Here is a 21,133-nt window from a genome sequence, read left to right on the forward strand (position 1 = left end):
CCAATGCGTGAAAACGTAAAAAAAGCACAAATACTCAGGAGCACTCTCAATTATGTTTAAGAATGCATTTGCTAACCTGCAAAAGGTCGGTAAATCGCTGATGCTGCCAGTATCCGTACTGCCTATCGCAGGTATCCTGCTGGGTGTCGGTTCTGCAAACTTCAGCTGGCTGCCAGCCGTAGTTTCCCACGTGATGGCCGAAGCAGGCGGTTCTGTTTTTGCTAACATGCCGCTGATCTTCGCTATCGGTGTTGCTCTGGGCTTCACCAATAACGACGGTGTATCCGCGCTGGCGTCCGTTGTTGCTTACGGCATCATGGTGAAAACCATGGCTGTGGTTGCGCCGCTGGTACTGCACTTACCTGCTGAAGAGATTGCCGCTAAGCATCTGGCGGACACCGGTGTTCTCGGTGGTATCATCTCCGGTGCGATTGCAGCGTATATGTTTAACCGCTTCTATCGCATCAAGCTGCCTGAGTATCTGGGCTTCTTCGCGGGTAAACGTTTTGTGCCGATCATTTCTGGTCTGGCCGCGATTTTCACCGGTGTGGTTCTGTCTTTCATCTGGCCACCAATCGGTACAGCAATCCAGACCTTCTCTCAGTGGGCGGCTTACCAGAACCCGGTTGTGGCGTTCGGTATCTACGGCTTCATTGAGCGCTGCCTGGTACCATTTGGTCTGCACCACATCTGGAACGTTCCATTCCAGATGCAGATTGGTGAATACACCAACGCAGCAGGCCAGGTGTTCCACGGCGACATCCCACGCTACATGGCGGGTGACCCAACGGCAGGTAAACTGTCTGGTGGCTTCCTGTTCAAAATGTACGGTCTGCCGGCCGCCGCAATTGCGATCTGGCACTCTGCTAAACCAGAGAACCGTGCAAAAGTGGGCGGTATCATGATCTCCGCAGCGCTGACCTCGTTCCTGACCGGTATCACCGAGCCGATCGAGTTCTCCTTCATGTTCGTTGCGCCGATCCTGTACATCATCCACGCGGTACTGGCAGGTCTGGCATTCCCAATCTGTATCCTGCTGGGTATGCGTGACGGTACGTCCTTCTCTCACGGTCTGATCGACTTCATCGTTCTGTCCGGTAACAGCAGCAAGCTGTGGCTGTTCCCAATTGTGGGTGCGGGCTACGCAGTGGTGTACTACACCGTCTTCCGCGTGCTGATCAAAGCACTGGACCTGAAAACGCCGGGTCGTGAAGATGCAACGGAAGACAGCAAAGCCGGTGTGACCAGCGAAATGGCGCCTGCTCTGGTAGCTGCTTTCGGCGGTAAAGAGAACATCACTAACCTGGACGCGTGTATCACTCGTCTGCGTGTGAGCGTTGCCGACGTTGCGAAAGTAGACCAGCCGGGTCTGAAAAAACTGGGCGCAGCGGGCGTCGTTGTTGCAGGTTCTGGTGTTCAGGCAATCTTCGGTACGAAATCCGATAACCTGAAAACCGAAATGGATGAGTACATCCGTAACAACTAAGCTGTGACCTGGGGAGACTAAGGCAGCCGAATGGCTGCCTTTTTTATTACTGCGGTTTGTGGTGCCGGGTGGCGGCTGCGTCTTACCCGGCCTACGTGATGGGTAGGGCCGGTAAGCGCAGCGCCACCGGGCTTCTGTCACTCAGAAATCGTAGCTCGCGCTCACCGAGACGTTCAGCGGCGCGCCATACACTACATAAGAGCCGACGTAATCGTAATACTCTTTGTCGAACAGGTTGTTGACGTTAGCCTGCACCGCAAAATTTTTGGTGACCTGATAACGGCTGAACAGGTTCACCAGCCCATAGCTGCCTTGCTCCGCGCGGGAACGTCCTGCCGGGCCGCCTTCCACGTCCGTCCACACTTTGTTCTGCCAGTTTACGCCGCCGCCCACGGTCAGTTCCGGCAGCATTGGCAGTTGATAGCGGGTGAAGAGCTTCATGGTTGTGCGCGGCTGATCGGAGCTGACGGCGTTGCCATTCTTATCTTCTGCGATGTAACGCGTCGCGCCGAAGGTCAGCTGCCAGTTATCGGTAAGGGCACCGTTGAGCTCGAACTCGACCCCTTTGCTGACCACCCCGTCCAGCGATTCATAGATCGACTCACCGCTCGGCATGTAGGTATAGGTGTTGCTGGCGACGTTATCCTGCTCAATGCGGAAAATCGCCAGCGAGGTGGTGAGGCGGGTATTAAACCAGTCCGCCTTCACCCCGGCTTCGTAGCTTTTACCCGTGGTAGGGTCAAGATAACGTCCGCTGACATCGCGCTTATCCTGCGGCTGGAAGATAGAGGTATAGCTGACGTAGGTCGACCAGTCCTCATTGATGTCATACACCAGGCCGGCGTACGGCGTGACATCATCTTTGGTGCTTTCCAGACGGGTATTCGGCGATCCTGCCGGGTTATAACGAATGTTATATTGGGTGTAGCGCGCGCCCAGGATCAGGTGCAGCGGATCGGCCAGCGAGAAACGAGCCGACGAATAGGCTGAAGACTGGCGAATATCATCCTTGCTGTAGAGTTTCCACGGCGTCCACTGGGGATCGGCGATGTTCCCGTTCCAGTTCTTAAAGTTGCCGACATCAACCATGCCGTATACCGCATCCGGCATGGAGTTGTCGTAATGGTTACGCTGACGGCTGAAGCTGCCGCCGAACATCATTTCGTGCTGACGGCCAAAGAGATCGAAGCCGCCGCGCAGGAAGGCGTCAACCGCATCCTGTTTACGTTCCCCACGGTTCCAGCCTCCGTAACCCACCAGGCCCGCACCGGTCTCTTTATCCGGATAGCCGGACATATACATCAGTTTGGAGTCGAAGTTGGTTTCAGCGTGCATACCGTTGATGTGCGCTTCCCAGCCATTATCGAAACGCTGAGTCAGGTTAGCGAAGATGCGGGTGCTGTCTTTATCTGAATAAGCCCAGTCAGGTGCGACAGTCTGGCTGCGATTGTAGTGGGTCTTACTTCCGTCGCTGTACCAGGTCGGCAGCCCGCCCCAGGTTGGGTCGGCGGTATGGCTTTCCTGATACTCATACCCTACCGAGAGGGTGGTGCTGTCGGTGACATCCGCGTCCATCACACCGTAGAGGAATTTCTTCCGGTAGTGGTAGTTATCCACGAAGCTGTCGTTGTCCTGATAACCCGTAATCAGACGGCCCCGTACCTTACCTGACTCTACCAGCGGCGCCTGGAGATCCAGCACGTAGCGCTGCTTGTCCCAGCTGCCGTAACTGGCGGAGACGTTACCTTTAAATTCCGGGCTGTCCGCGTGCTTACGCACCATATTAACGTACGCCGCCGGGTTGCCCGTGCCGGACATCAGGCCGGTGGCGCCGCGAACCACTTCGATGCGGTCATAAATCGCGGTATCCGCGGCGGTATCACCAAAGTTCCACACTTCACTGATGGAGGTTGGCAGGTCGTCATAGGCGTAGTTGCTGACGAAAAAGCCGCGTGAGTAAAACACGGTACGGTCGCTGTCCTGCACCTGGGCCGTAATGCCCGTGGTATTCGTCAGCACCTGTCCGATGGATTGCAGATTCTGGTCAGCCATACGTTGCTGGCTGATAACGCTGACGGACTGTGGGATGTCGCGGGGAACCAGCAACAGTTTGGTGCCGGTGGTGGTGGTTTTTACGCTGTAATCCTGATCCTGGCTGGCAGAAAGATCCTGTGTGTTGTCAAAACCCCCGTCTACGACGACGGTATCTTCGGTGGTTGAAGCAGCGAAAGCGGCGGTTGGCGTCAATGCCATAGCAATGCAGGCGGCCAGCAACGAAGGTGTTGCGGCAGGCTGATGTTGCCCATCCCTGGTGTGATTAATGAAAGACATCATCAAACCCTTAGTGAATGGTGAAGGTAATTCGCGACAGTCCCGCTAGCACGGGCTGACGTCGTTTTCTATGTTAAAAATGCGCATGAAAATGCAAATGCGAAATATACGCATTGTGATTAACGCTGTAAACAGATGTTTCGGGATGAACTGAAATAAGGTTTCAGAAAAGAAATGTCCTAAAGCGATGCCTCTTCAGCCAGATGGCGGACAATCAGGAAAGAAATCACGGGAGAAGGTTGAAAGGACAGGAGAAACTCGCTCATACTCTTGTCTTGTGTCACGCAGTAAATCAGACAATGTGTGTTAACAACGGACGCACGACGCCAGATTAAACTTAAAAGGAAAAGGTCATGGCTGAAGAAACGATTTTCAGTAAAATTATCCGCCGCGAAATTCCATCGGATATTGTCTATCAGGATGAACTGGTCACGGCTTTCCGCGACATTTCTCCCCAGGCGCCGACGCACATCCTTATTATTCCCAATATTCTGATCCCGACCGTTAATGACGTTAAAACCGAGCATGAAGTGGCGCTGGGCCGTATGCTTACGGTAGCCGCGAAAATCGCAGAGCAGGAAGGGATTGCTGAGGACGGATACCGTCTGATCATGAACTGTAATCGCCATGGCGGCCAGGAAGTCTATCATATTCATATGCATCTGCTGGGTGGACGTCCACTGGGACCGATGCTGGCACATAAAGGTCTTTAATATGTTAACTGGGCGTATTGCAGCGCTGATCGTGACGCTGGTAATGGTTGGGTGCAGCGCGCGTCCCGCCATCCCGGTCAGTGAAGAACAGACGCTGGTGATGGAGTCCTCAGTGCTTGCTGCGGGCATCACGGCGGAGAAACCTTCGCTGACCATAAGCGAAATCCAGTCTTCAGCCTCCTCTACGCTCTATAACGAAAGGCAAGAGCCAGTGACGGTGCATTATCGCTTCTACTGGTATGACGTGAGAGGTCTTGAGATGCACCCGCTTGAGGCGCCGCGCAGCGTGACCATCCCGGCAAGATCGTCAGTCACGCTCTACGGCAGCGCCAGCTATCTGGGTGCACATAAGGTGAGACTTTATCTTTATTTGTAAGGAGTGAACCTTGATTAAAACAATGAGCCGTTATGCGCTCCTGAGTGCTTTTGCACTCTTTCTGGCGGGTTGTGTGACGCGAACGGAAGAACCAGCACCGGTAGATCAGGCGAAGCCGGGAACGGAACAGCCAACAACGCCAGCGCAGCCTGTTCCAACCGTGCCGTCTGTACCGACCATTCCGGCGCAGCCTGGCCCGATCGAACATCCGGACGACACCGCACAGCCTGCGCCGCGAGTACGCCACTATGACTGGAACGGCGCGATGCAGCCGATGGTGGGCAAAATGTTGCAGGCACAGGGCGTTACGCCCGGCAGCGTGCTGCTGGTGGACAGCGTGAACAACCGTACAAACGGTTCCCTGAATGCGGGAGAAGCGACGGAAACCCTGCGCAACGCGCTGGCAAACAACGGTAAATTTACGCTGGTCTCAGCTCAGCAGCTCGCGGTCGCCAAGCAGCAGCTTGGTCTGTCGCCTCAGGACAGCCTGGGTTCGCGCAGTAAAGCGATTGGTATTGCCCGCAACGTTGGCGCGCAGTATGTCCTTTATTCTAACGCGACAGGCAACGTGAACACGCCGTCGTTGCAGATGCAGTTAATGCTGGTTCAGACCGGCGAAATTATCTGGTCAGGTAAAGGTGCCGTTACGCAACAATAAACGCACGCGTCATGACGTCCTGACGCGTTATTTCCCTCAGTACCGTGTTATCGCGCCGCAAGCCCCCGCCGGGCTTGGCGGCGCGAGTTGCATTATTGAGCGTGGCGACCATCGGCTGGTTTTACGTCAGCATCACGATGCCGCCGCGCCTGCCTCCCATTTTCGTCGCCAGTTCCGCGCCCTGAAGCGCCTGCCCGCCGACCTTGCGCCACAACCTCATCTCTTTATCAGAGACTGGATGGCGGTGGCGTTTATTGCGGGTGAGATCAAAAGCGAGCTTCCCGATACGCCTGCGCTTGCAGCCATGCTGTATCATCTGCATCGCCAGCCGCGTCTGGGCTGGCGGGTAACGTTACTTCCTTTGCTGGATCACTACTGGCAGCAGGCTGCGCCTGGACGACGCACGCCCTACTGGCTGGCGCAGCTTAAGCGGCTACGCAGAGCGGGAGAGCCGCAGGCGTTACGTCTGGCGCCGCTGCATATGGATGTCCACGCGGGTAATATCGTTCATACCACGGCAGGCGAGAAACTTATCGACTGGGAATATGCCGGAGACGGTGACGTGGCGCTCGAACTCGCTGCGGTCTGGATGCCTGATGAGGCGTCGCGCGAGCAGCTGATAACCGCCTATGCCCGAAACGCCAACATCAATGCGCTCACCCTTGCGCGGCAGGTCGCGCGCTGGCGTCCGTGGGTGTTGATGCTGATGGCGGGATGGTTTGAAATGCGCCTTCAGCAGACAGATGACAAACAATTTATTGCGCTGGCAAATGATGCCTGGCGTCAGTTACAAACGAAAGGATAAGAGAGGTAGGTGTGGGTCCAGTAATGTTGGATGTCGAAGGGTTTGAGCTGGATGCGGAAGAGCGCGAAATTCTGGCGCATCCGCTGGTAGGGGGGCTGATTCTTTTCACCCGCAATTATCATGATCCGGAGCAGTTGCGTGAGCTGGTTCGCCAGATCCGTGCGGCGTCGCGCAATCACCTGGTGGTGGCCGTAGACCAGGAAGGTGGGCGTGTGCAGCGTTTCCGCGAAGGGTTTACCCGTTTACCCGCCGCGCAATCTTTTGCTGCGCTGCTGGGGATCGAAGAGGGCGGTCAACTGGCGCAGGACGCCGGCTGGCTGATGGCCAGCGAGATGATCGCCATGGATATCGACATCAGCTTCGCCCCGGTGCTGGACGTAGGACACATTAGCGCGGCAATTGGTGAGCGTTCGTATCATGACGATCCGCGTATTGCGCTGGCAATGGCGACGCGCTTTATTGACGGTATGCATGCTGCGGGCATGAAAACCACCGGCAAACATTTCCCGGGCCACGGGGCGGTGACGGCGGATTCCCATAAAGAAACCCCGCGCGATCCGCGCCCGGAAGCAGACATTCGCGCTAAAGACATGTCGGTTTTCCGCTCGCTGATCGCTGATAACAAGCTGGATGCCATCATGCCTGCGCACGTCATCTACAGTGAGATCGATCCGCGTCCGGCCAGCGGCTCTCCGCACTGGCTGAAAACCGTACTGCGTCAGGAATTAGGCTTCAATGGCGTAATTTTCTCTGACGATTTATCCATGGAGGGGGCGGCAATTATGGGTAGCTATGCCGAACGTGGGCAGGCTTCGCTGGATGCGGGTTGCGATATGATCCTCGTCTGCAATAATCGTAAAGGGGCGGTGAGCGTGCTGGATAACCTGTCGCCGATCAATGCTGAACGTGTTACACAATTGTATCATAAAGGTTCATTTAGTCGTCAGGAGCTGATGGACTCGGCGCGCTGGAAAACGGTAAACGCCCGGCTTGAAGCCCTGAACGAGCGCTGGCAGGCACATAAAGCAGCCCTTTAATTCATCCCGGAAGGCGTAGCGTGGTGAGACGATGATCATTTATTTACACGGTTTTGACTCAAACAGTCCTGGTAATCATGAGAAAGTGCTGCAATTGCAGTTTATCGATCCGGATGTCCGGCTGATCAGTTACAGCACACGTCATCCGAAGCATGACATGCAGCATCTGCTTAAAGAAGTGGATAAAATGTTGCAGCTCAATATCGACGATCGCCCGCTGATCTGCGGCGTGGGGTTAGGAGGATACTGGGCAGAGCGCATCGGTTTTCTGTGCGATATCCGTCAGGTCATTTTTAATCCTAACCTCTTTCCGAACGAAAACATGGAAGGCAAAATCGATCGCCCGGAGGAGTACGCCGATATCGCAACCAAATGCGTGAGCAATTTCCGTGAAAAGAACCGCGACCGGTGCCTGGTGATCCTCTCCCGCAACGATGAAGCGCTGAACAGCTCCCGCGCCGCCGAGCTTCTGCACCATTACTACGAAATTGTCTGGGACGAAGAGCAGACCCACAAGTTCAAAAACATTTCCCCGCACTTGCAGCGTATTAAAGCCTTTAAAACGCTGGGCTGATCTCCTGAACCTGATAAAGGCCCGGTACGTGAAAGCGTACCGGGCCTCTTTTTTGTCAGAGTTGTCTACTTTTAAACCATCAAAACTTGATACATATCAATTTTGGTATGACCAATGCGCCTGACGTGCTATTCTCAATGAATCTGAATGGTTTCAGCGCAGTAACCTGTTGTTAATTAAGGGTTATTTATATAACTTTTAATTAACAATTGGTTAATAATTTGAGGGGGTCACGTTGACTACGCCATTGAAAAAGATAGTGATTGTCGGCGGTGGTGCTGGCGGACTGGAGCTGGCGACACAGCTGGGTAAGAAGCTGGGTCGCGGTAAGAAAGCCAAAATCACGCTGGTGGATCGTAACCACAGTCATCTGTGGAAGCCGTTACTGCACGAAGTGGCGACCGGGTCGCTGGATGAGGGCGTGGATGCGCTGAGCTATCTGGCGCATGCGCGTAACCACCACTTCCAGTTCCAGCTGGGTTCGGTGGTGGATATCAATCGTGAAAACAAAACCATCACGCTGGCTGAGCTGCGTGATGATAAAGGCGAGTTGCTGGTTCCTGAGCGCAAGCTGGCCTATGACACGCTGGTGATGGCCCTGGGCAGTACCTCCAATGATTTCAACACCCCAGGCGTAAAAGAGCACTGCATCTTCCTGGATAACCCGCATCAGGCGCGTCGTTTCCATCAGGAGATGCTTAACCTGTTCCTGAAGTACACCAATAACATGGGTGCTAACGGCAAGGTCAACATTGCTATCGTGGGCGGCGGCGCAACGGGCGTTGAATTATCGGCGGAGTTGCACAATGCGGTCAAACAGCTGCACAGCTACGGCTACAAAGGGCTGACTAACGAAGCGCTGAATGTGACGCTGGTGGAAGCAGGTGAACGTATTCTGCCTGCGCTGCCGCCGCGTATTTCCGGCGCGGCGCACAACGAGCTGACCAAACTGGGCGTGCGCGTGCTGACCCAGACCATGGTGACCAGCGCGGATGAGGGCGGCCTGCATACCAAAGACGGCGAATATATCCAGGCCGACCTGATGGTTTGGGCTGCGGGGATCAAAGCGCCTGATTTCATGAAAGATATCGGTGGGCTGGAGACGAACCGCATTAACCAGCTGGTGACAGAGCCGACGCTGCAAACCACGCGCGATCCGGACATCTTCGCCATTGGCGACTGTGCCTCCTGCGCACGTCCGGAAGGCGGATTTGTACCGCCTCGCGCCCAGGCCGCGCACCAGATGGCAAGCCTCGTGCTGCATAACATCCTGGCGCAGATGAAAGGCAAACCGATGAAAGCCTATGTCTACAAAGACCACGGCTCTCTGGTGTCGCTCTCAAACTTCTCCACCGTGGGCAGCCTGATGGGTAACCTGATGCGCGGCTCCATGATGGTGGAAGGGCGCATCGCCCGCTTCGTGTACATTTCTCTGTACCGTATGCACCAGATTGCGCTGCACGGCTACTTCAAAACCGGCCTGATGATGCTGGTTGGCCGCATCAACCGCGTGATCCGTCCACGCCTGAAGCTGCACTAATTTCTCTCTCCCTCCGGGCCCTCCGGAGGGAATTCTTAGCACATCATGCTGTGCATTTCCCTCCTGACGCTTAAGAGTTCTCTTAAACCCACGTTGTCCCGGTCAACAGCCCTGATTTTGATCCTTTATCTTATTGGCGAAGCGTTTATTGCGCTGCAAAATTGCTACCAATTGCAACAAAGGAGGAAGTCCCGTGAATAAATCAATGTTGGCGGGTATAGGGATTGGCGTCGCAGCTGCGTTAGGTGTGGCTGCCGTTGCCAGTCTGAACGTACTTGATCGTGGCCCGCAGTATGCGCAGGTGGTTTCCGCTACACCGATCAAAGAGACGGTCAAGACGCCTCGTCAGGAGTGCCGTAATGTTTCTGTCACCCACCGTCGTCCGGTTCAGGATGAAAACCGTATCGCTGGCTCCGTGCTGGGCGCGGTTGCTGGTGGGGTGATTGGTCATCAGTTTGGTGGCGGCCGTGGTAAGGATGTCGCGACGGTGGTTGGTGCGCTGGGTGGCGGTTATGCCGGTAACCAGGTACAGGGCGCGATGCAGGAAAATGATACCTACACCACAACGCAGCAGCGCTGTAAAACCGTGTATGACAAGTCTGAAAAAATGTTGGGCTACGACGTAACCTACAAAATTGGCGATCAGCAGGGCAAAATCCGCATGGATAAAGATCCTGGCACGCAGATCCCTCTCGACAGCAACGGTCAGCTGATACTGAATAACAAAGTGTAAAAAAGATGTTCTCTGAACTTAGCTCCTCATGCGCTCAGGCTGAGGAGCTTTTTTTTTGCGTCAGAGTTTAAGAAGTTCAGGCCACAAGCGCAGCGTTGTTTGCGTAATCCCCTGCAATTTTTCCAGCGTCGCGCCTTCACGGGCGCTGATGGACATCCCCTGTAAAATACAGCTCAGATACTGGGAAAGCTCCTGCGGACGGCAATGCGCCGGTATTTCGCCGCGCTGCTGACGCTGAGCCAGAAACGTGCTGAGCGTCTCCTCCTGCATCGCATGTCGCGATTTGACCGTGTTGGCAATCTCTTTAGACGATGCCGCGAGGGTCGCGGAGGTGTTGATCATAAAACAGCCCGCAGGCGTGTCCTTGCTGGTATAGCAGGTCGCGATTGCCGTGAAATAATCCTGCAATGCCTGCTCAACCGTTTTTTCTTCGCAGAACAGCTGGGCTTCATGTTTTGCCGCGAAGCGCGCGATGTATCTGTCCAGAACGGCCCGGAATAAGCCTTCTTTGTTGGTGAACTCTGCGTACAGGGTAGGGGCTTTCGCGCCCGTTGCTTCCACGAGATCGGAAAGCGACGTGGCTTCATACCCATGCTGCCAGAAGAGCGTCATGGCCTTATCGAGCGCCGCATCCCTGTCGAACACTTTTGGTCGGCCACGGCTTTTCTTCGCGCAACGCGTGACATCGGTTGTCATGTGCCGTTGGTCCTCTGTTGTTTTGTTGAATAGTCATTATAAAAATAAACGTCTGCAACGACCAGCGGTGATTTCTGAAAAATAATTTAATTTTATCTTTATGAAATATAAGGCAAATGAAATTAATTTAACGACCATTATAAAAATGGGTTGACGTGTGACCTGGATCACATCTATCATTTACCTATCGATCGTTAACTAAATAACTAACGACCACTACATCATCTGCCTAAAGGTATAAAATCATGAAAAACGTTAAAACCCTCATCGCTGCCGCCGTTCTGAGTTCACTCTCTTTCGCAAGCTTCGCTGCTGTTGAAGTGCAATCAACGCCAGCAGACCAGCAGAAAGTCGGTACCATCTCTGCCACTGCCGGGACTAATCTGGGCTCTCTGGAAGATCAGCTGGCACAAAAAGCTGACGAAATGGGTGCGAAATCATTCCGCATCACCTCTGTGACCGGTCCTAACACCCTGCACGGTACCGCTGTTATCTACAAATAAGCGTAACGCAACCCTCCGTTATGCCACTGCAAAAAAAACGCCCTGCTGATGCAGGGCGTTTGTCGTTATTACTGCTTTACATTGATTGCTGAGCAACCTCATGATGCCGCGTGACATCGGTTGGCATCCCCGAGCGCGCTTCCATCGCCCGCTCCATCACCGCGCCATCGGTATTGACATTCGTTTTAAAGCTCACCATCGAGGCATTCAGATTAATTGGCAGCGTCTGCGGATCGTCATTGATGTTTTTCGATAGCGGCTGGTGGATCTCAACCAGACGGACGCCACCCGGCTCTTCAGACACTTTAATCGGCGTATTAATGATATTCACTTTCGTGCCAGGGGCGATCACGCGGTAGAGCGTTTTGATATCGTCATCGCGCAGGCGAATGCAGCCGGAGCTGACGCGCATCCCGATCCCGAAATCCGCATTCGTTCCGTGCAGAAGATAAACCCCACCGTATGCCGCCAGGCGAATCGCATGGTGCCCCATCGGATTATCCGGGCCAGCAGGCACCACGGCAGGCAGGTCGATACCTTGAGCTTTATAACGGGCGCGAATGTTTGCCGTCGGGGTCCAGGTTGGATTAGCGCGCTTATCAGAGACGGTGGTGACCATGGTAGGCGTGAGCGTATCGCCCCCCAACTGACCAATACCGATAGGGTAGACGGTCACTTCGTTCTTGCCCGGCGGGTAGTAATACAGACGCAGCTCGGCGAGATTAATCACAATGCCCTGACGCGGCGCGTCCGGCAGGATGGTTTGCAGCGGAATCGTCAGTACGCTGCCTGCCCGGGGCACGTATGGATCTACGCCCGGGTTGGCCTGCAACAGCGCCAGGAACCCGACGTTATATTTTTTGGCAATCGCTTCCAGCGAACCGCCATCGTTTTCAACCACGTGAAAGCGGTTTTCACCTACGACGTTGCTGCCGGCAGGCGGAAGAGGCCAGGTATTTGCGCGAGCAGGGAGCGCGACGGCAACCGTCGCGGCCAGCGCAAACAGAGTTAACCAGCGGGTAAAACGCGAAGAAATCATCATTATCATAATCCATACAAATGATAAGGTTATTGTTTTATAAGGCGTTAATGATAATTATGGCGAATGTATAGTCGGGAAGTTCGGGCGAAGTGCAAAGAGTTTGTAAATTGTCCCCCCGCCAGCCGGGCGCTGGCGGGGGATACCGTTATGCGATGGCGTTCTCTTCCAGCTGACGCATAAAGTTACGCACCCAGTCCATGCGGGTTTTACGTTCCGTCAGATCCTGAGTAAATTTCAGACGCGTCGGGCCATCAAGACGGAAATGCTGCGGCTGTTTTTGCAGGAGGCCAATCAGCCACATCGGATCGACGTGGTTCTTCTCGGCAAACTCAATGACGCCGCCTTTCTCATTGCCTTCAAGCTTGCGAATGCCCAGCTTCTGCGCCTGCTGACGCAGGCGGGCAATATCCAGCAGGTTGCGCGCCGCATCGGGCAATATCCCAAAACGGTCAATCAGTTCGACTTTGATCTCTTCCAGCTCGCCTTCGCTTTTCGCGCTGGCAATGCGTTTGTAGAACGACAGACGGGTATTCACGTCAGGAATAAAATCATCCGGCAGCAGAGAAGGCATGCGCAGTTCCACTTCGGTCTGCTGGCTGGTGAGATCTTCCAGAGACGGTTCACGTCCGGCTTTAAGCGCGTCGACGGCATTTTCCAGCAGCTCCATATACAGCGAGAAACCGATGGTTTCCATGGAGCCGCTCTGGTCTTCACCCAGCAGCTCACCGGCGCCGCGGATCTCCAGGTCGTGGGTCGCCAGCGCAAAGCCAGCACCCAGATCTTCCAGCGAGGCGATAGCTTCCAGACGCTTTTGCGCGTCGGTGGTCATCGCCTTTGGATGCGGCGTCAGCAGCCAGGCGTAGGCCTGATGGTGCGAGCGCCCGACGCGCCCGCGCAGCTGGTGCAGCTGGGCCAGGCCGAAGTGATCCGCGCGTTCGATGATGATGGTGTTCGCCGTTGGAATGTCGATCCCGGTCTCAATGATGGTGGTACACACCAGCACGTTGAAACGCTGATGGTGGAAATCGTTCATCACCCGCTCCAGCTCGCGCTCGCGCATCTGGCCGTGACCAATGGCGATGCGCGCTTCCGGTACCAGTTCTGCCAGCCTGTCGGCGGCTTTCTGAATATTTTCAACGTCGTTATACAGGTAATACACCTGGCCGCCGCGCAGCACTTCGCGCAGGATCGCCTCGCGCACCACCAGATTGTCGTACTCGCGAACAAAGGTTTTCACCGCCAGACGGCGCGCCGGTGGGGTGGCGATTATCGACAGATCGCGCATGCCACTCATCGCCATGTTCAGGGTGCGCGGGATCGGCGTTGCGGTCAGGGTCAGAATGTCGACGTCGGCGCGCATCGCTTTGATGCGCTCTTTATGGCGCACCCCGAAGCGGTGCTCTTCATCCACGATCAGCAGCCCCAGATCTTTCCACTTCACGTCGCTTTGCAGCAGCTTGTGAGTGCCGATCAGAATATCAATTTTGCCTTCGCTTGCCTGTTCCAGGATTTGCGTCTGCTCTTTGGCGCTGCGAAAACGCGACAGCATCTCAATGCGCACCGGCCAGTTGGCGAAGCGGTCGCGGAAGTTGTCGAAGTGCTGCTGGGCGAGGAGGGTAGTCGGCACCAGCACCGCCACCTGCTTGTTGTTTTCCACCGCCAGGAAGGCGGCACGCATCGCCACTTCGGTTTTGCCGAAGCCCACGTCACCGCAGACCAAGCGGTCCATGGCCAGCGGCTGGCACATGTCGCTCAGCACGGCGTTAATGGCCTGGGCCTGATCCGGCGTAGTTTCAAACGGGAAGCTGTCGCAGAACAGCTGATACTGCTCTTTATCATGCTTAAACGCATAGCCCTCTTTGGCCGCACGCTGGGCGTAAATATCCAGCAGCTCGGCGGCCACGTCGCGCACTTTTTCCGCTGCCTTCTGGCGCGCACGCGCCCAGGCATCGCCGCCCAGCTTATGCAGCGGCGCGTTGTCTTCCGCGCCCCCGGCGTAGCGACTGATCAGGTGCAGGGACGACACCGGCACGTACAGTTTGGCGTCGTTGGCGTAGGTCAGCATCAGGTATTCACCTTTGATGCCGCCTGCTTCGAGGGTGGTCATCCCCTGATAGCGACCCACCCCGTGTTCCAGGTGAACGATCGGCTGACCGGGGTGCAGTTCGGCCAGGTTACGGATCAGGGTGTCCGGGTTGATGGTGCGACGGCTGTCCTGACGACGGCGCGCGACGCGCTCGCCCAGCAGGTCGCTTTCACAAATCAACGCCAGGTTATTGAGCGTATCAATGAATCCGTGCTCGGCGGCGCCGATCATCAGGTAACGGCCATTTCCGGTCGCTTCGCTCAGGCGAAGAATGCGCTTCGGCGCAACTTTGATCCGTCCCAGCAGTTCGCCCAGCGCTTCACGGCGACCCTCACTTTCAACGGAGAAGACCACCGGCCCGGTGAAGGACTCAAGAAACTTGCGCAGATTATCAAGCGGGGATTTCTGCTGCGCCTGGACGGCCAGATCAGGCAGCGTCCGGAACGCGAGATTGGTGTTCGCCGCCTTCTCGGCAAGCGCGTCGGTTTTGAGCTGCATGCGCGGCCAGCGTTTCAGCTCGGCGTTGAGCTCGTCGGTACGTAGCCACAGCATTTCCGGCGGCAGCAGCGGACGCATCGGGTCAACGCCCCGGTTTTCAAAGCGGGCGCGCGTTTCGCTTTCAAAGCGGCTGGCACTGGCGTCGATATCCCCGGTGTTAACAATCAGCGTATTCGCCGGGAAGTAGCTGAACAGCGCCGGCAGCGGTTCGTTAAAGAACAGGGGCTGCCAGTACTCGATCCCGGCCGGAAGGGTGCCCTTGCTGACTTGCTGGTAGATATGTTCGGCATCGCGCTTCACGTCGAACCTGTCGCGCCACTGGCTGCGGAACAGCTCGATGGCGGTTTTATCCGTCGGGAACTCATGGGCGGGCAGTAGGTTAATGGAGTCCACTTCCTCCAGCGTGCGCTGGGTGTCAGCGTCGAACACGCGCAGGCTGTCGATCTCATCATCAAAGAAATCCAGACGATATGGCCGATCGCTGCCCATCGGATAGAGATCCAGCAGCGCACCGCGCGTCGCATATTCGCCGTGCTCCATCACCTGGTCGACATGTCGATAGCCGGCTCCGTCCAGCTGCACGCGCAGGGCATCGCGCGACAGGCGCTGGCCTTTTTTCATCACCAGCGCATGGCCGTGCAAATAGCTGTGCGGACAGACGCGCTGCATCAGGGTGTTCACTGGTACAATCAGCACGCCGCGCTGCATGGTGGGAAGCTGATACAGCGTCGACAGGCGTGAAGAGATGATCTCCTGGTGCGGAGAAAAACTGTCGTAGGGAAGCGTTTCCCAGTCGGCCAGGCTGAATACCAGACTGTCGGTGAACTGACGAATTTCGTCGTGCAGGCGCAGGGCGTTTTGCATGTCCGGGGCAACCAGCACCACCGGCCCTGGATGCCGCTCAGCAATTTCCGCCACCAGGGTGGCGCAGGCCGCGCCCGTGAGTTCGCCCAGCTGGCGCTGGTCGCCCGCTTTGACAGGCAAGGAGTAACGATAGTGTTCAGGCATGGCTATGTCAGAGTCTCTTGGGGATATACCAACAGTATTGGGGCATATCACTGATACGCAATGTCTTTATTATCCTCGATCGTTTTACATAAGCAAATCGTAACCGCACAAGAGGGAAAGTGCCCCCGGATGGGTAGAGGGTTCCTCAGTAATTTGAAAGCAGAAGCAATAACGTTGTCTTCAGACTAACTGAGGGCTTTCAGCGATGCCCTGGTCCGGCTGTAAATCGCTGAGGCGTTTCCTGAAGGCCGGGGCGAGGCGCAGGGATGCGCCGAGAGGGCGTGGCCTGCATGGATGCAGGCTCATGCCCGACCCGATAGCCGGAAGGAATAAGCCGAGGGTATCGCGAAGCGACGATTTACCGCCGGGAGCCCGGGTTGCCAGGGTGGTGGCGACTGAGCCACCCTGGCACGTTCACCGCTCGTGCGGTTATAGAATAGCAAGGAATATAAGGTGAACGGAACGAGCACCACAGCTGTATGTTCACCCTCACCCCAGCCCTCTCCCATAGGGAGAGAGAGCCGTCTGTGCAGGCCTTATTTTGTAGCCCGTATGGGACAGGGTTAGTTAGCGGGTCGTGGGCACGGGCGAAAGCCGCGCGGGAGGGGAGAAGAAAAGATCGCCAAAGAGGGCGGTCGAGAGCTTACGTGCCCCCAGCCCAACCAGCGTGCAGACGAGCAGGCTGATAAACGGATAGACCAGAATCAGCGTTAACTCCGCCCAGATCGGCCAGTACGCCGCATTCATTTCGCGGATCATGAGCAGGCTAAACGCCTCAATTAAAATGCGGTGGGTGGTATAAATCGCGATGGTGTTTGAACCGATGACGTTCAGCAGATTATTGGGATGAACGGCATAACGCTGCTCGAAGCTGTAAAAGAGCTTCATGATAACCACGATTGACAGCAGAGAGAGCGGCAGAGGGACATTAGCGAACCACAGCACCACCGACACCGCACCAGAGGCGATGAGGATCAGCCAGCTGCGGCGCAAATTCATCCCTTTCATCCACGCCATCAACTGCGCGCCATACCATGCGCCGAGGCTGTAGTAGACCATGTTGCGCACCACGCTGTTCATTCCCCACCACGGTAACGGCAGGAAGTTGATGGCGATGCTTGCCAGCGCCAGAAGCCCCAGCATCGGCAGTTTCCAGCGGCTCAGCAGCTTACAGAGCGTAAAGTAGACCACTAAGGCGTACAAATACCATAGGCTGGTGCTGGCCGTGAGCATTCCCCGTACAAACCCTGAAACGGAATCGGCGTAGGCCGCATTGGATGCTGTCGCCAGCTCTCGCTCGGGGGCGAGCCAGGCATTCAGATGAGTCAGCGCCTGCCATTGCAGGACGCCCCACAGGGCCAAAACCCAGACAATGCTCCAGATCCGCTTGTCGAGACTGGTGCGCCAGTTCACCTCGTCAATATATCGACGGATCAAATAGCCGGAGATAAAGAAAAACACCGGCATACGGAACGGGGCAAGGTAAAGATTAAAGTAGACCCAGCATTTGGCGAGCAGGCCCGATAACGGATGCTGTAGCCCGTCCAGGTGAGGATAAAAGGTGATCACCGAGTGGTAAATCACCACCAGGCAGATGCACAGACCTTTTATCTGGTTAATCCATAATGCTTTTTGTTTCATTGTGCGTGACGACCTTGTTGCCATAAACGAAAGGACGATTGTTGTAAAATGAAACCCTGATGTAACGGGTAACAGTCTGTATCAGGACGATTTTCGGAAAAGGTGGAGGCTGTCTGGCGGAAGTTCAGTCAGTAGCATGATGATTTATCTGAATTTTTCGGAAAAATGATTACCGAATCTTACGGTTTCAGTCATTTACGCTTAGCGGATTCGCTTATATACTCGTGGGTCTGCTATCAGCAAACAGACGGATTTCATGTATCAACCTGTCGCACTCTTTATAGGCTTACGTTACATGCGTGGGCGCGCCGCGGACCGCTTCGGTCGCTTTGTCTCCTGGCTTTCGACTATTGGCATTACGCTTGGCGTGATGGCACTGGTGACGGTGCTTTCCGTCATGAACGGCTTCGAGCGCGAGCTGCAAAACAATATCCTGGGGCTGATGCCGCAGGCCGTTCTCTCTTCCACTCAGGGTTCCGTTAATCCGCAACAGCTGCCGGAAAGCGCGGTGAAGTTACAGGGTGTCACGCGCGTTGCGCCGCTCACGACGGGCGATGTGGTGCTGCAAAGCGCCCGTAGCGTGGCGGTCGGGGTGATGCTGGGTATCGATCCGGCGCAAAAAGATCCGCTGACGCCGTTCCTGGTCAATGTGAAACAAACCGACCTGGAAGCGGGTAAATACAACGTCATCCTCGGCGAGCAGCTTGCCGGGCAGCTCGGGGTCAACCGTGGCGATCAGCTGCGTGTGATGGTGCCGTCAGCCAGTCAGTTTACGCCGATGGGGCGTCTGCCAAGCCAGCGTCTGTTCAACGTGATTGGCACGTTTGCGGCGAACAGCGAAGTTGATGGTTACCAGATGCTGGTGAACATTCAGGACGCCTCGCGTCTGATGCGCTACCCGGCGGGAAATATCACCGGCTGGCGTCTGTGGCTTGATGCGCCGCTGAAGGTGGATACCCTTAGCCAGCAGACGCTACCGGAAGGGACGAAATGGCAGGACTGGCGCGACCGGAAGGGCGAACTGTTCCAGGCCGTGCGCATGGAGAAAAACATGATGGGGCTGCTGCTGAGCCTGATCGTGGCCGTTGCCGCGTTTAATATCATCACCTCGCTCGGGCTGATGGTGATGGAGAAGCAAGGCGAAGTCGCCATTCTGCAAACCCAGGGGCTGACTCCGCGCCAGATCATGGCGGTATTTATGGTCCAGGGCGCCAGCGCCGGCATCATCGGCGCGCTGCTCGGCGCGGCGCTGGGGGCGCTGCTCGCCAGCCAGCTCAACAATCTCATGCCGATTATCGGCGCGCTGCTTGATGGCGCGGCGCTGCCGGTGGCAATCGAGCCGCTCCAGGTGGTCGGTATTGCGCTGGCCGCGATGGCCATTGCGCTGCTTTCTACGCTTTATCCTTCCTGGCGGGCTGCCGCCACTCAACCCGCTGAGGCTTTACGTTATGAATAAGATCCTGTTGCAGTGCGACAACCTGTCCAAACGCTATCAGGAAGGCACTGTGCAGACCGACGTGTTGCACAATGTGAGTTTTAGCGTGGGCGAAGGCGAGATGATGGCGATTGTCGGTAGCTCTGGCTCCGGTAAAAGTACGTTGCTGCACCTGCTTGGCGGGCTGGACACGCCAACCGAAGGCGATGTGATCTTCTCCGGGCAGCCGCTGAGTAAAATGTCGTCTACGGCGAAAGCCGAGCTGCGTAACCGCGAGCTGGGCTTTATCTATCAGTTCCACCATCTGCTGCCGGACTTTACGGCGCTGGAAAACGTCGCAATGCCGCTGCTGATTGGTAAAAAGAAACCCGCGGAAATTAATGCCCGCGCCAGCGACATGCTAAAAGCGGTAGGGCTGGGTCATCGCGGGAATCACCGTCCGTCTGAGCTTTCCGGCGGCGAGCGTCAGCGTGTGGCCATCGCCCGTGCGCTGGTCAACCACCCGCGCCTGGTGCTGGCGGATGAACCGACAGGTAACCTCGATGCGCGTAACGCAGACAGCATTTTCCAGCTTCTCGGCGAACTGAACGCCGCGCAGGGAACCGCGTTTCTGGTGGTCACCCACGATTTACAACTGGCTAAGCGGATGGGGCGTCAGCTGGAAATGCGCGACGGTCGTCTGAATGCTGAACTGACGCTGATGGGAGCGGAGTAATGGCTTCACCGTTATCGTTACTCATCGGGTTACGCTTTAGCCGCGGTCGTCGCCGGAGCGGGATGGTATCCCTTATCTCCGTGATCTCCACCATCGGTATCGCCCTGGGCGTGGCGGTGTTGATCGTGGGCTTAAGCGCCATGAACGGCTTTGAGCGTGAACTGAATAACCGCATTCTGGCCGTTGTCCCCCACGGTGAAATCGAGCCGGTTAACCAGCCGTGGTCCAGCTGGCGTGATGCCCTTAACAAAGTGGAAAAGGTGCCCGGCATTGCGGCGGCTGCACCTTACATCAACTTTACCGGGCTGGTAGAGAGCGGGGTAAACCTGCGCGCCATTCAGGTGAAAGGGGTAAATCCTCGTCAGGAAGAGCGTCTGAGCGCGCTGCCGCGCTATGTGCAAAATGGCGCATGGGCAAACTTTAAGGCTGGCGAGCAGCAGATCATCATGGGCAAAGGCGTTGCCGATGCGCTGAAGGTGAAGCAGGGCGACTGGGTCTCGATCATGATCCCGAACGCCAGCGCTGATCACAAATTGCAGCAGCCTAAGCGCGTACGTCTGCACGTCACCGGTATTTTGCAACTGAGCGGCCAGCTCGATCACAGCTTCGCGATGGTGCCGCTGGAAGATGCGCGCCAGTATCTGGATATGAGCGACAGCGTGACGGGCATTGCCATTAAGGTTAACGACGTCTTCAACGCCAATAAACTGGTGCGTGACGCTGGCAGCGTGACCAATAACTATGTCTACATCAAAAGCTGGATCGGCACTTACGGTTATATGTACCGTGATATCCAGATGATCCGCGCGATTATGTATCTGGCGATGGTGCTGGTGATTGGGGTGGCGTGTTTTAATATCGTCTCGACGCTGGTCATGGCCGTTAAGGATAAGAGCGGCGACATCGCCGTGCTGCGTACCTTAGGGGCGAAAGACGGTCTTATTCGCGCCATCTTCGTCTGGTACGGTTTGCTGGCGGGGCTGTTTGGCAGCCTCTGCGGCGTGGCGATCGGCGTGGTGGTTTCCCTTCAGCTGACGCCGATTATCAACGGGATTGAAGCGCTTATTGGCCATCAGTTCCTGTCAGGCGATATCTATTTTATTGACTTCCTGCCGTCTGAACTGCACTGGCTGGACGTTATTTATGTGCTGGTTACAGCACTTTTACTGAGTCTGCTGGCAAGCTGGTATCCGGCGCGTCGCGCAAGCCGAATTGATCCGGCGAGGGTATTAAGTGGCCAGTAATTTCGTCATGGT

18 protein-coding genes are annotated in these 21,133 nt (G+C 55.9%); 13 read left to right on the forward strand and 5 right to left on the reverse strand.

The genetic code is table 11. The annotated features are described in order from the left end of the window. Positions 1–52: 52 nt before the first annotated feature. Entirely contained in the window at positions 53–1,486 is a 1,434-nt protein-coding gene (gene ptsG, locus ACOTWU_RS02910) for a PTS glucose transporter subunit IIBC (protein WP_006809245.1), read from the forward strand. Between the two features lie 141 nt (positions 1,487–1,627). Here ptsG and fhuE read toward each other — a convergent pair whose 3' ends face one another. After that, positions 1,628–3,817 (reverse strand): ferric-rhodotorulic acid/ferric-coprogen receptor FhuE, encoded by a 2,190-nt coding sequence (gene fhuE / locus ACOTWU_RS02915; RefSeq protein ID WP_047062611.1) that lies wholly within the window; start codon positions 3,815–3,817, stop codon positions 1,628–1,630. 353 nt (positions 3,818–4,170) lie between these two features. Here fhuE and hinT point away from each other — a divergent pair, with 353 nt between their 5' ends. The 8 genes from hinT to ACOTWU_RS02955 all read left to right on the forward strand — a co-directional run bounded on the left by hinT (position 4,171) and on the right by ACOTWU_RS02955 (position 10,253). Beyond that, on the forward strand, positions 4,171–4,530 hold the full coding sequence (gene hinT, locus ACOTWU_RS02920) for a purine nucleoside phosphoramidase (RefSeq protein ID WP_006809243.1): 360 nt from the start codon (positions 4,171–4,173) through the stop codon (positions 4,528–4,530). Between the two features lies 1 nt (position 4,531). Then, positions 4,532–4,906, forward strand: a complete 375-nt coding sequence (locus ACOTWU_RS02925; RefSeq protein WP_003857939.1) for a YcfL family protein — start codon at positions 4,532–4,534, stop codon at positions 4,904–4,906. Positions 4,907–4,919: 13 nt separating this feature from the next. Continuing rightward, on the forward strand, positions 4,920–5,564 hold the full coding sequence (lpoB, locus tag ACOTWU_RS02930) for a penicillin-binding protein activator LpoB (protein WP_085929697.1): 645 nt from the start codon (positions 4,920–4,922) through the stop codon (positions 5,562–5,564). Further along, positions 5,545–6,369, forward strand: coding sequence for a thiamine kinase (thiK, locus tag ACOTWU_RS02935; RefSeq protein ID WP_017384718.1), 825 nt, complete (start codon positions 5,545–5,547; stop codon positions 6,367–6,369). The genes lpoB and thiK overlap by 20 nt, the downstream gene beginning before the upstream one ends. Positions 6,370–6,380: 11 nt before the next feature. Continuing rightward, the gene (nagZ, locus tag ACOTWU_RS02940) at positions 6,381–7,406 is read left to right on the forward strand and encodes a beta-N-acetylhexosaminidase (RefSeq protein WP_032653224.1); all 1,026 of its coding nucleotides are present in this window, start codon (positions 6,381–6,383) and stop codon (positions 7,404–7,406) included. A gap of 31 nt (positions 7,407–7,437) precedes the next feature. Next, complete coding sequence (gene ycfP / locus ACOTWU_RS02945) at positions 7,438–7,980, forward strand: alpha/beta hydrolase YcfP (protein ID WP_006809239.1); 543 nt, start codon at positions 7,438–7,440, stop codon at positions 7,978–7,980. A gap of 235 nt (positions 7,981–8,215) precedes the next feature. Continuing rightward, the gene (locus ACOTWU_RS02950; protein WP_017693633.1) at positions 8,216–9,520 is read left to right on the forward strand and encodes an NAD(P)/FAD-dependent oxidoreductase; all 1,305 of its coding nucleotides are present in this window, start codon (positions 8,216–8,218) and stop codon (positions 9,518–9,520) included. A 193-nt stretch (positions 9,521–9,713) separates the two neighbouring features. Beyond that, the gene (locus ACOTWU_RS02955; RefSeq protein ID WP_017384715.1) at positions 9,714–10,253 is read left to right on the forward strand and encodes a glycine zipper 2TM domain-containing protein; all 540 of its coding nucleotides are present in this window, start codon (positions 9,714–9,716) and stop codon (positions 10,251–10,253) included. A gap of 60 nt (positions 10,254–10,313) precedes the next feature. Here ACOTWU_RS02955 and ACOTWU_RS02960 read toward each other — a convergent pair whose 3' ends face one another. Continuing rightward, positions 10,314–10,949, reverse strand: coding sequence for a TetR/AcrR family transcriptional regulator (locus tag ACOTWU_RS02960; protein WP_015570813.1), 636 nt, complete (start codon positions 10,947–10,949; stop codon positions 10,314–10,316). A gap of 245 nt (positions 10,950–11,194) precedes the next feature. Here ACOTWU_RS02960 and bhsA point away from each other — a divergent pair, with 245 nt between their 5' ends. Next, positions 11,195–11,452, forward strand: a complete 258-nt coding sequence (gene bhsA, locus ACOTWU_RS02965) for a multiple stress resistance protein BhsA (protein ID WP_006809234.1) — start codon at positions 11,195–11,197, stop codon at positions 11,450–11,452. 76 nt (positions 11,453–11,528) lie between these two features. Here the strand turns inward: bhsA and ldtC are convergent, their stop codons facing one another. The 3 genes from ldtC to ACOTWU_RS02980 form a co-directional block, all read right to left on the reverse strand. Further along, entirely contained in the window at positions 11,529–12,494 is a 966-nt protein-coding gene (gene ldtC, locus ACOTWU_RS02970) for a L,D-transpeptidase LdtC (protein WP_045141466.1), read from the reverse strand. A 145-nt stretch (positions 12,495–12,639) separates the two neighbouring features. Further along, positions 12,640–16,086, reverse strand: a complete 3,447-nt coding sequence (gene mfd / locus ACOTWU_RS02975; RefSeq protein WP_017693631.1) for a transcription-repair coupling factor — start codon at positions 16,084–16,086, stop codon at positions 12,640–12,642. A gap of 567 nt (positions 16,087–16,653) precedes the next feature. Further along, complete coding sequence (locus ACOTWU_RS02980) at positions 16,654–17,727, reverse strand: acyltransferase family protein (protein WP_017693630.1); 1,074 nt, start codon at positions 17,725–17,727, stop codon at positions 16,654–16,656. Between the two features lie 256 nt (positions 17,728–17,983). Between ACOTWU_RS02980 and lolC the strand changes: the two genes are divergently transcribed. From lolC to lolE, 3 genes are read left to right on the forward strand one after another with little or no spacing between them, the layout of a single operon-like run. Beyond that, entirely contained in the window at positions 17,984–19,183 is a 1,200-nt protein-coding gene (gene lolC / locus ACOTWU_RS02985; protein ID WP_017384712.1) for a lipoprotein-releasing ABC transporter permease subunit LolC, read from the forward strand. Further along, entirely contained in the window at positions 19,176–19,877 is a 702-nt protein-coding gene (gene lolD / locus ACOTWU_RS02990) for a lipoprotein-releasing ABC transporter ATP-binding protein LolD (protein ID WP_126498932.1), read from the forward strand. The genes lolC and lolD overlap by 8 nt, the downstream gene beginning before the upstream one ends. Next, positions 19,877–21,121, forward strand: coding sequence for a lipoprotein-releasing ABC transporter permease subunit LolE (lolE, locus tag ACOTWU_RS02995; RefSeq protein WP_017384711.1), 1,245 nt, complete (start codon positions 19,877–19,879; stop codon positions 21,119–21,121). Before lolD ends, lolE begins: the two co-directional genes overlap by 1 nt. Positions 21,122–21,133 lie beyond the last annotated feature (12 nt).

The sequence above is a fragment of the Enterobacter cloacae complex sp. GYL001 genome (assembly GCF_049237125.1).
GTDB classification, from domain to species: domain Bacteria; phylum Pseudomonadota; class Gammaproteobacteria; order Enterobacterales; family Enterobacteriaceae; genus Enterobacter; species Enterobacter hormaechei_C.

What these genes read in the sequence shown, in the direction of transcription:
- ACOTWU_RS02925 (WP_003857939.1), top strand. Translation starts at nt 4,532, where the DNA reads ATGTTAACTGGGCGTATTGCAGCGCTGATCGTGACGCTGGTAATGGTT.
- ACOTWU_RS02960 (WP_015570813.1), bottom strand. Translation starts at nt 10,949, where the DNA reads ATGACAACCGATGTCACGCGTTGCGCGAAGAAAAGCCGTGGCCGACCA.
- mfd (WP_017693631.1), bottom strand. Translation starts at nt 16,086, where the DNA reads ATGCCTGAACACTATCGTTACTCCTTGCCTGTCAAAGCGGGCGACCAG.
- ycfP (WP_006809239.1), top strand. Translation starts at nt 7,438, where the DNA reads ATGATCATTTATTTACACGGTTTTGACTCAAACAGTCCTGGTAATCAT.
- fhuE (WP_047062611.1), bottom strand. Translation starts at nt 3,817, where the DNA reads ATGTCTTTCATTAATCACACCAGGGATGGGCAACATCAGCCTGCCGCA.
- lolE (WP_017384711.1), top strand. Translation starts at nt 19,877, where the DNA reads ATGGCTTCACCGTTATCGTTACTCATCGGGTTACGCTTTAGCCGCGGT.
- bhsA (WP_006809234.1), top strand. Translation starts at nt 11,195, where the DNA reads ATGAAAAACGTTAAAACCCTCATCGCTGCCGCCGTTCTGAGTTCACTC.
- ldtC (WP_045141466.1), bottom strand. Translation starts at nt 12,494, where the DNA reads ATGATGATTTCTTCGCGTTTTACCCGCTGGTTAACTCTGTTTGCGCTG.
- ACOTWU_RS02980 (WP_017693630.1), bottom strand. Translation starts at nt 17,727, where the DNA reads ATGAAACAAAAAGCATTATGGATTAACCAGATAAAAGGTCTGTGCATC.
- lolD (WP_126498932.1), top strand. Translation starts at nt 19,176, where the DNA reads ATGAATAAGATCCTGTTGCAGTGCGACAACCTGTCCAAACGCTATCAG.
- lolC (WP_017384712.1), top strand. Translation starts at nt 17,984, where the DNA reads ATGTATCAACCTGTCGCACTCTTTATAGGCTTACGTTACATGCGTGGG.
- hinT (WP_006809243.1), top strand. Translation starts at nt 4,171, where the DNA reads ATGGCTGAAGAAACGATTTTCAGTAAAATTATCCGCCGCGAAATTCCA.
- ptsG (WP_006809245.1), top strand. Translation starts at nt 53, where the DNA reads ATGTTTAAGAATGCATTTGCTAACCTGCAAAAGGTCGGTAAATCGCTG.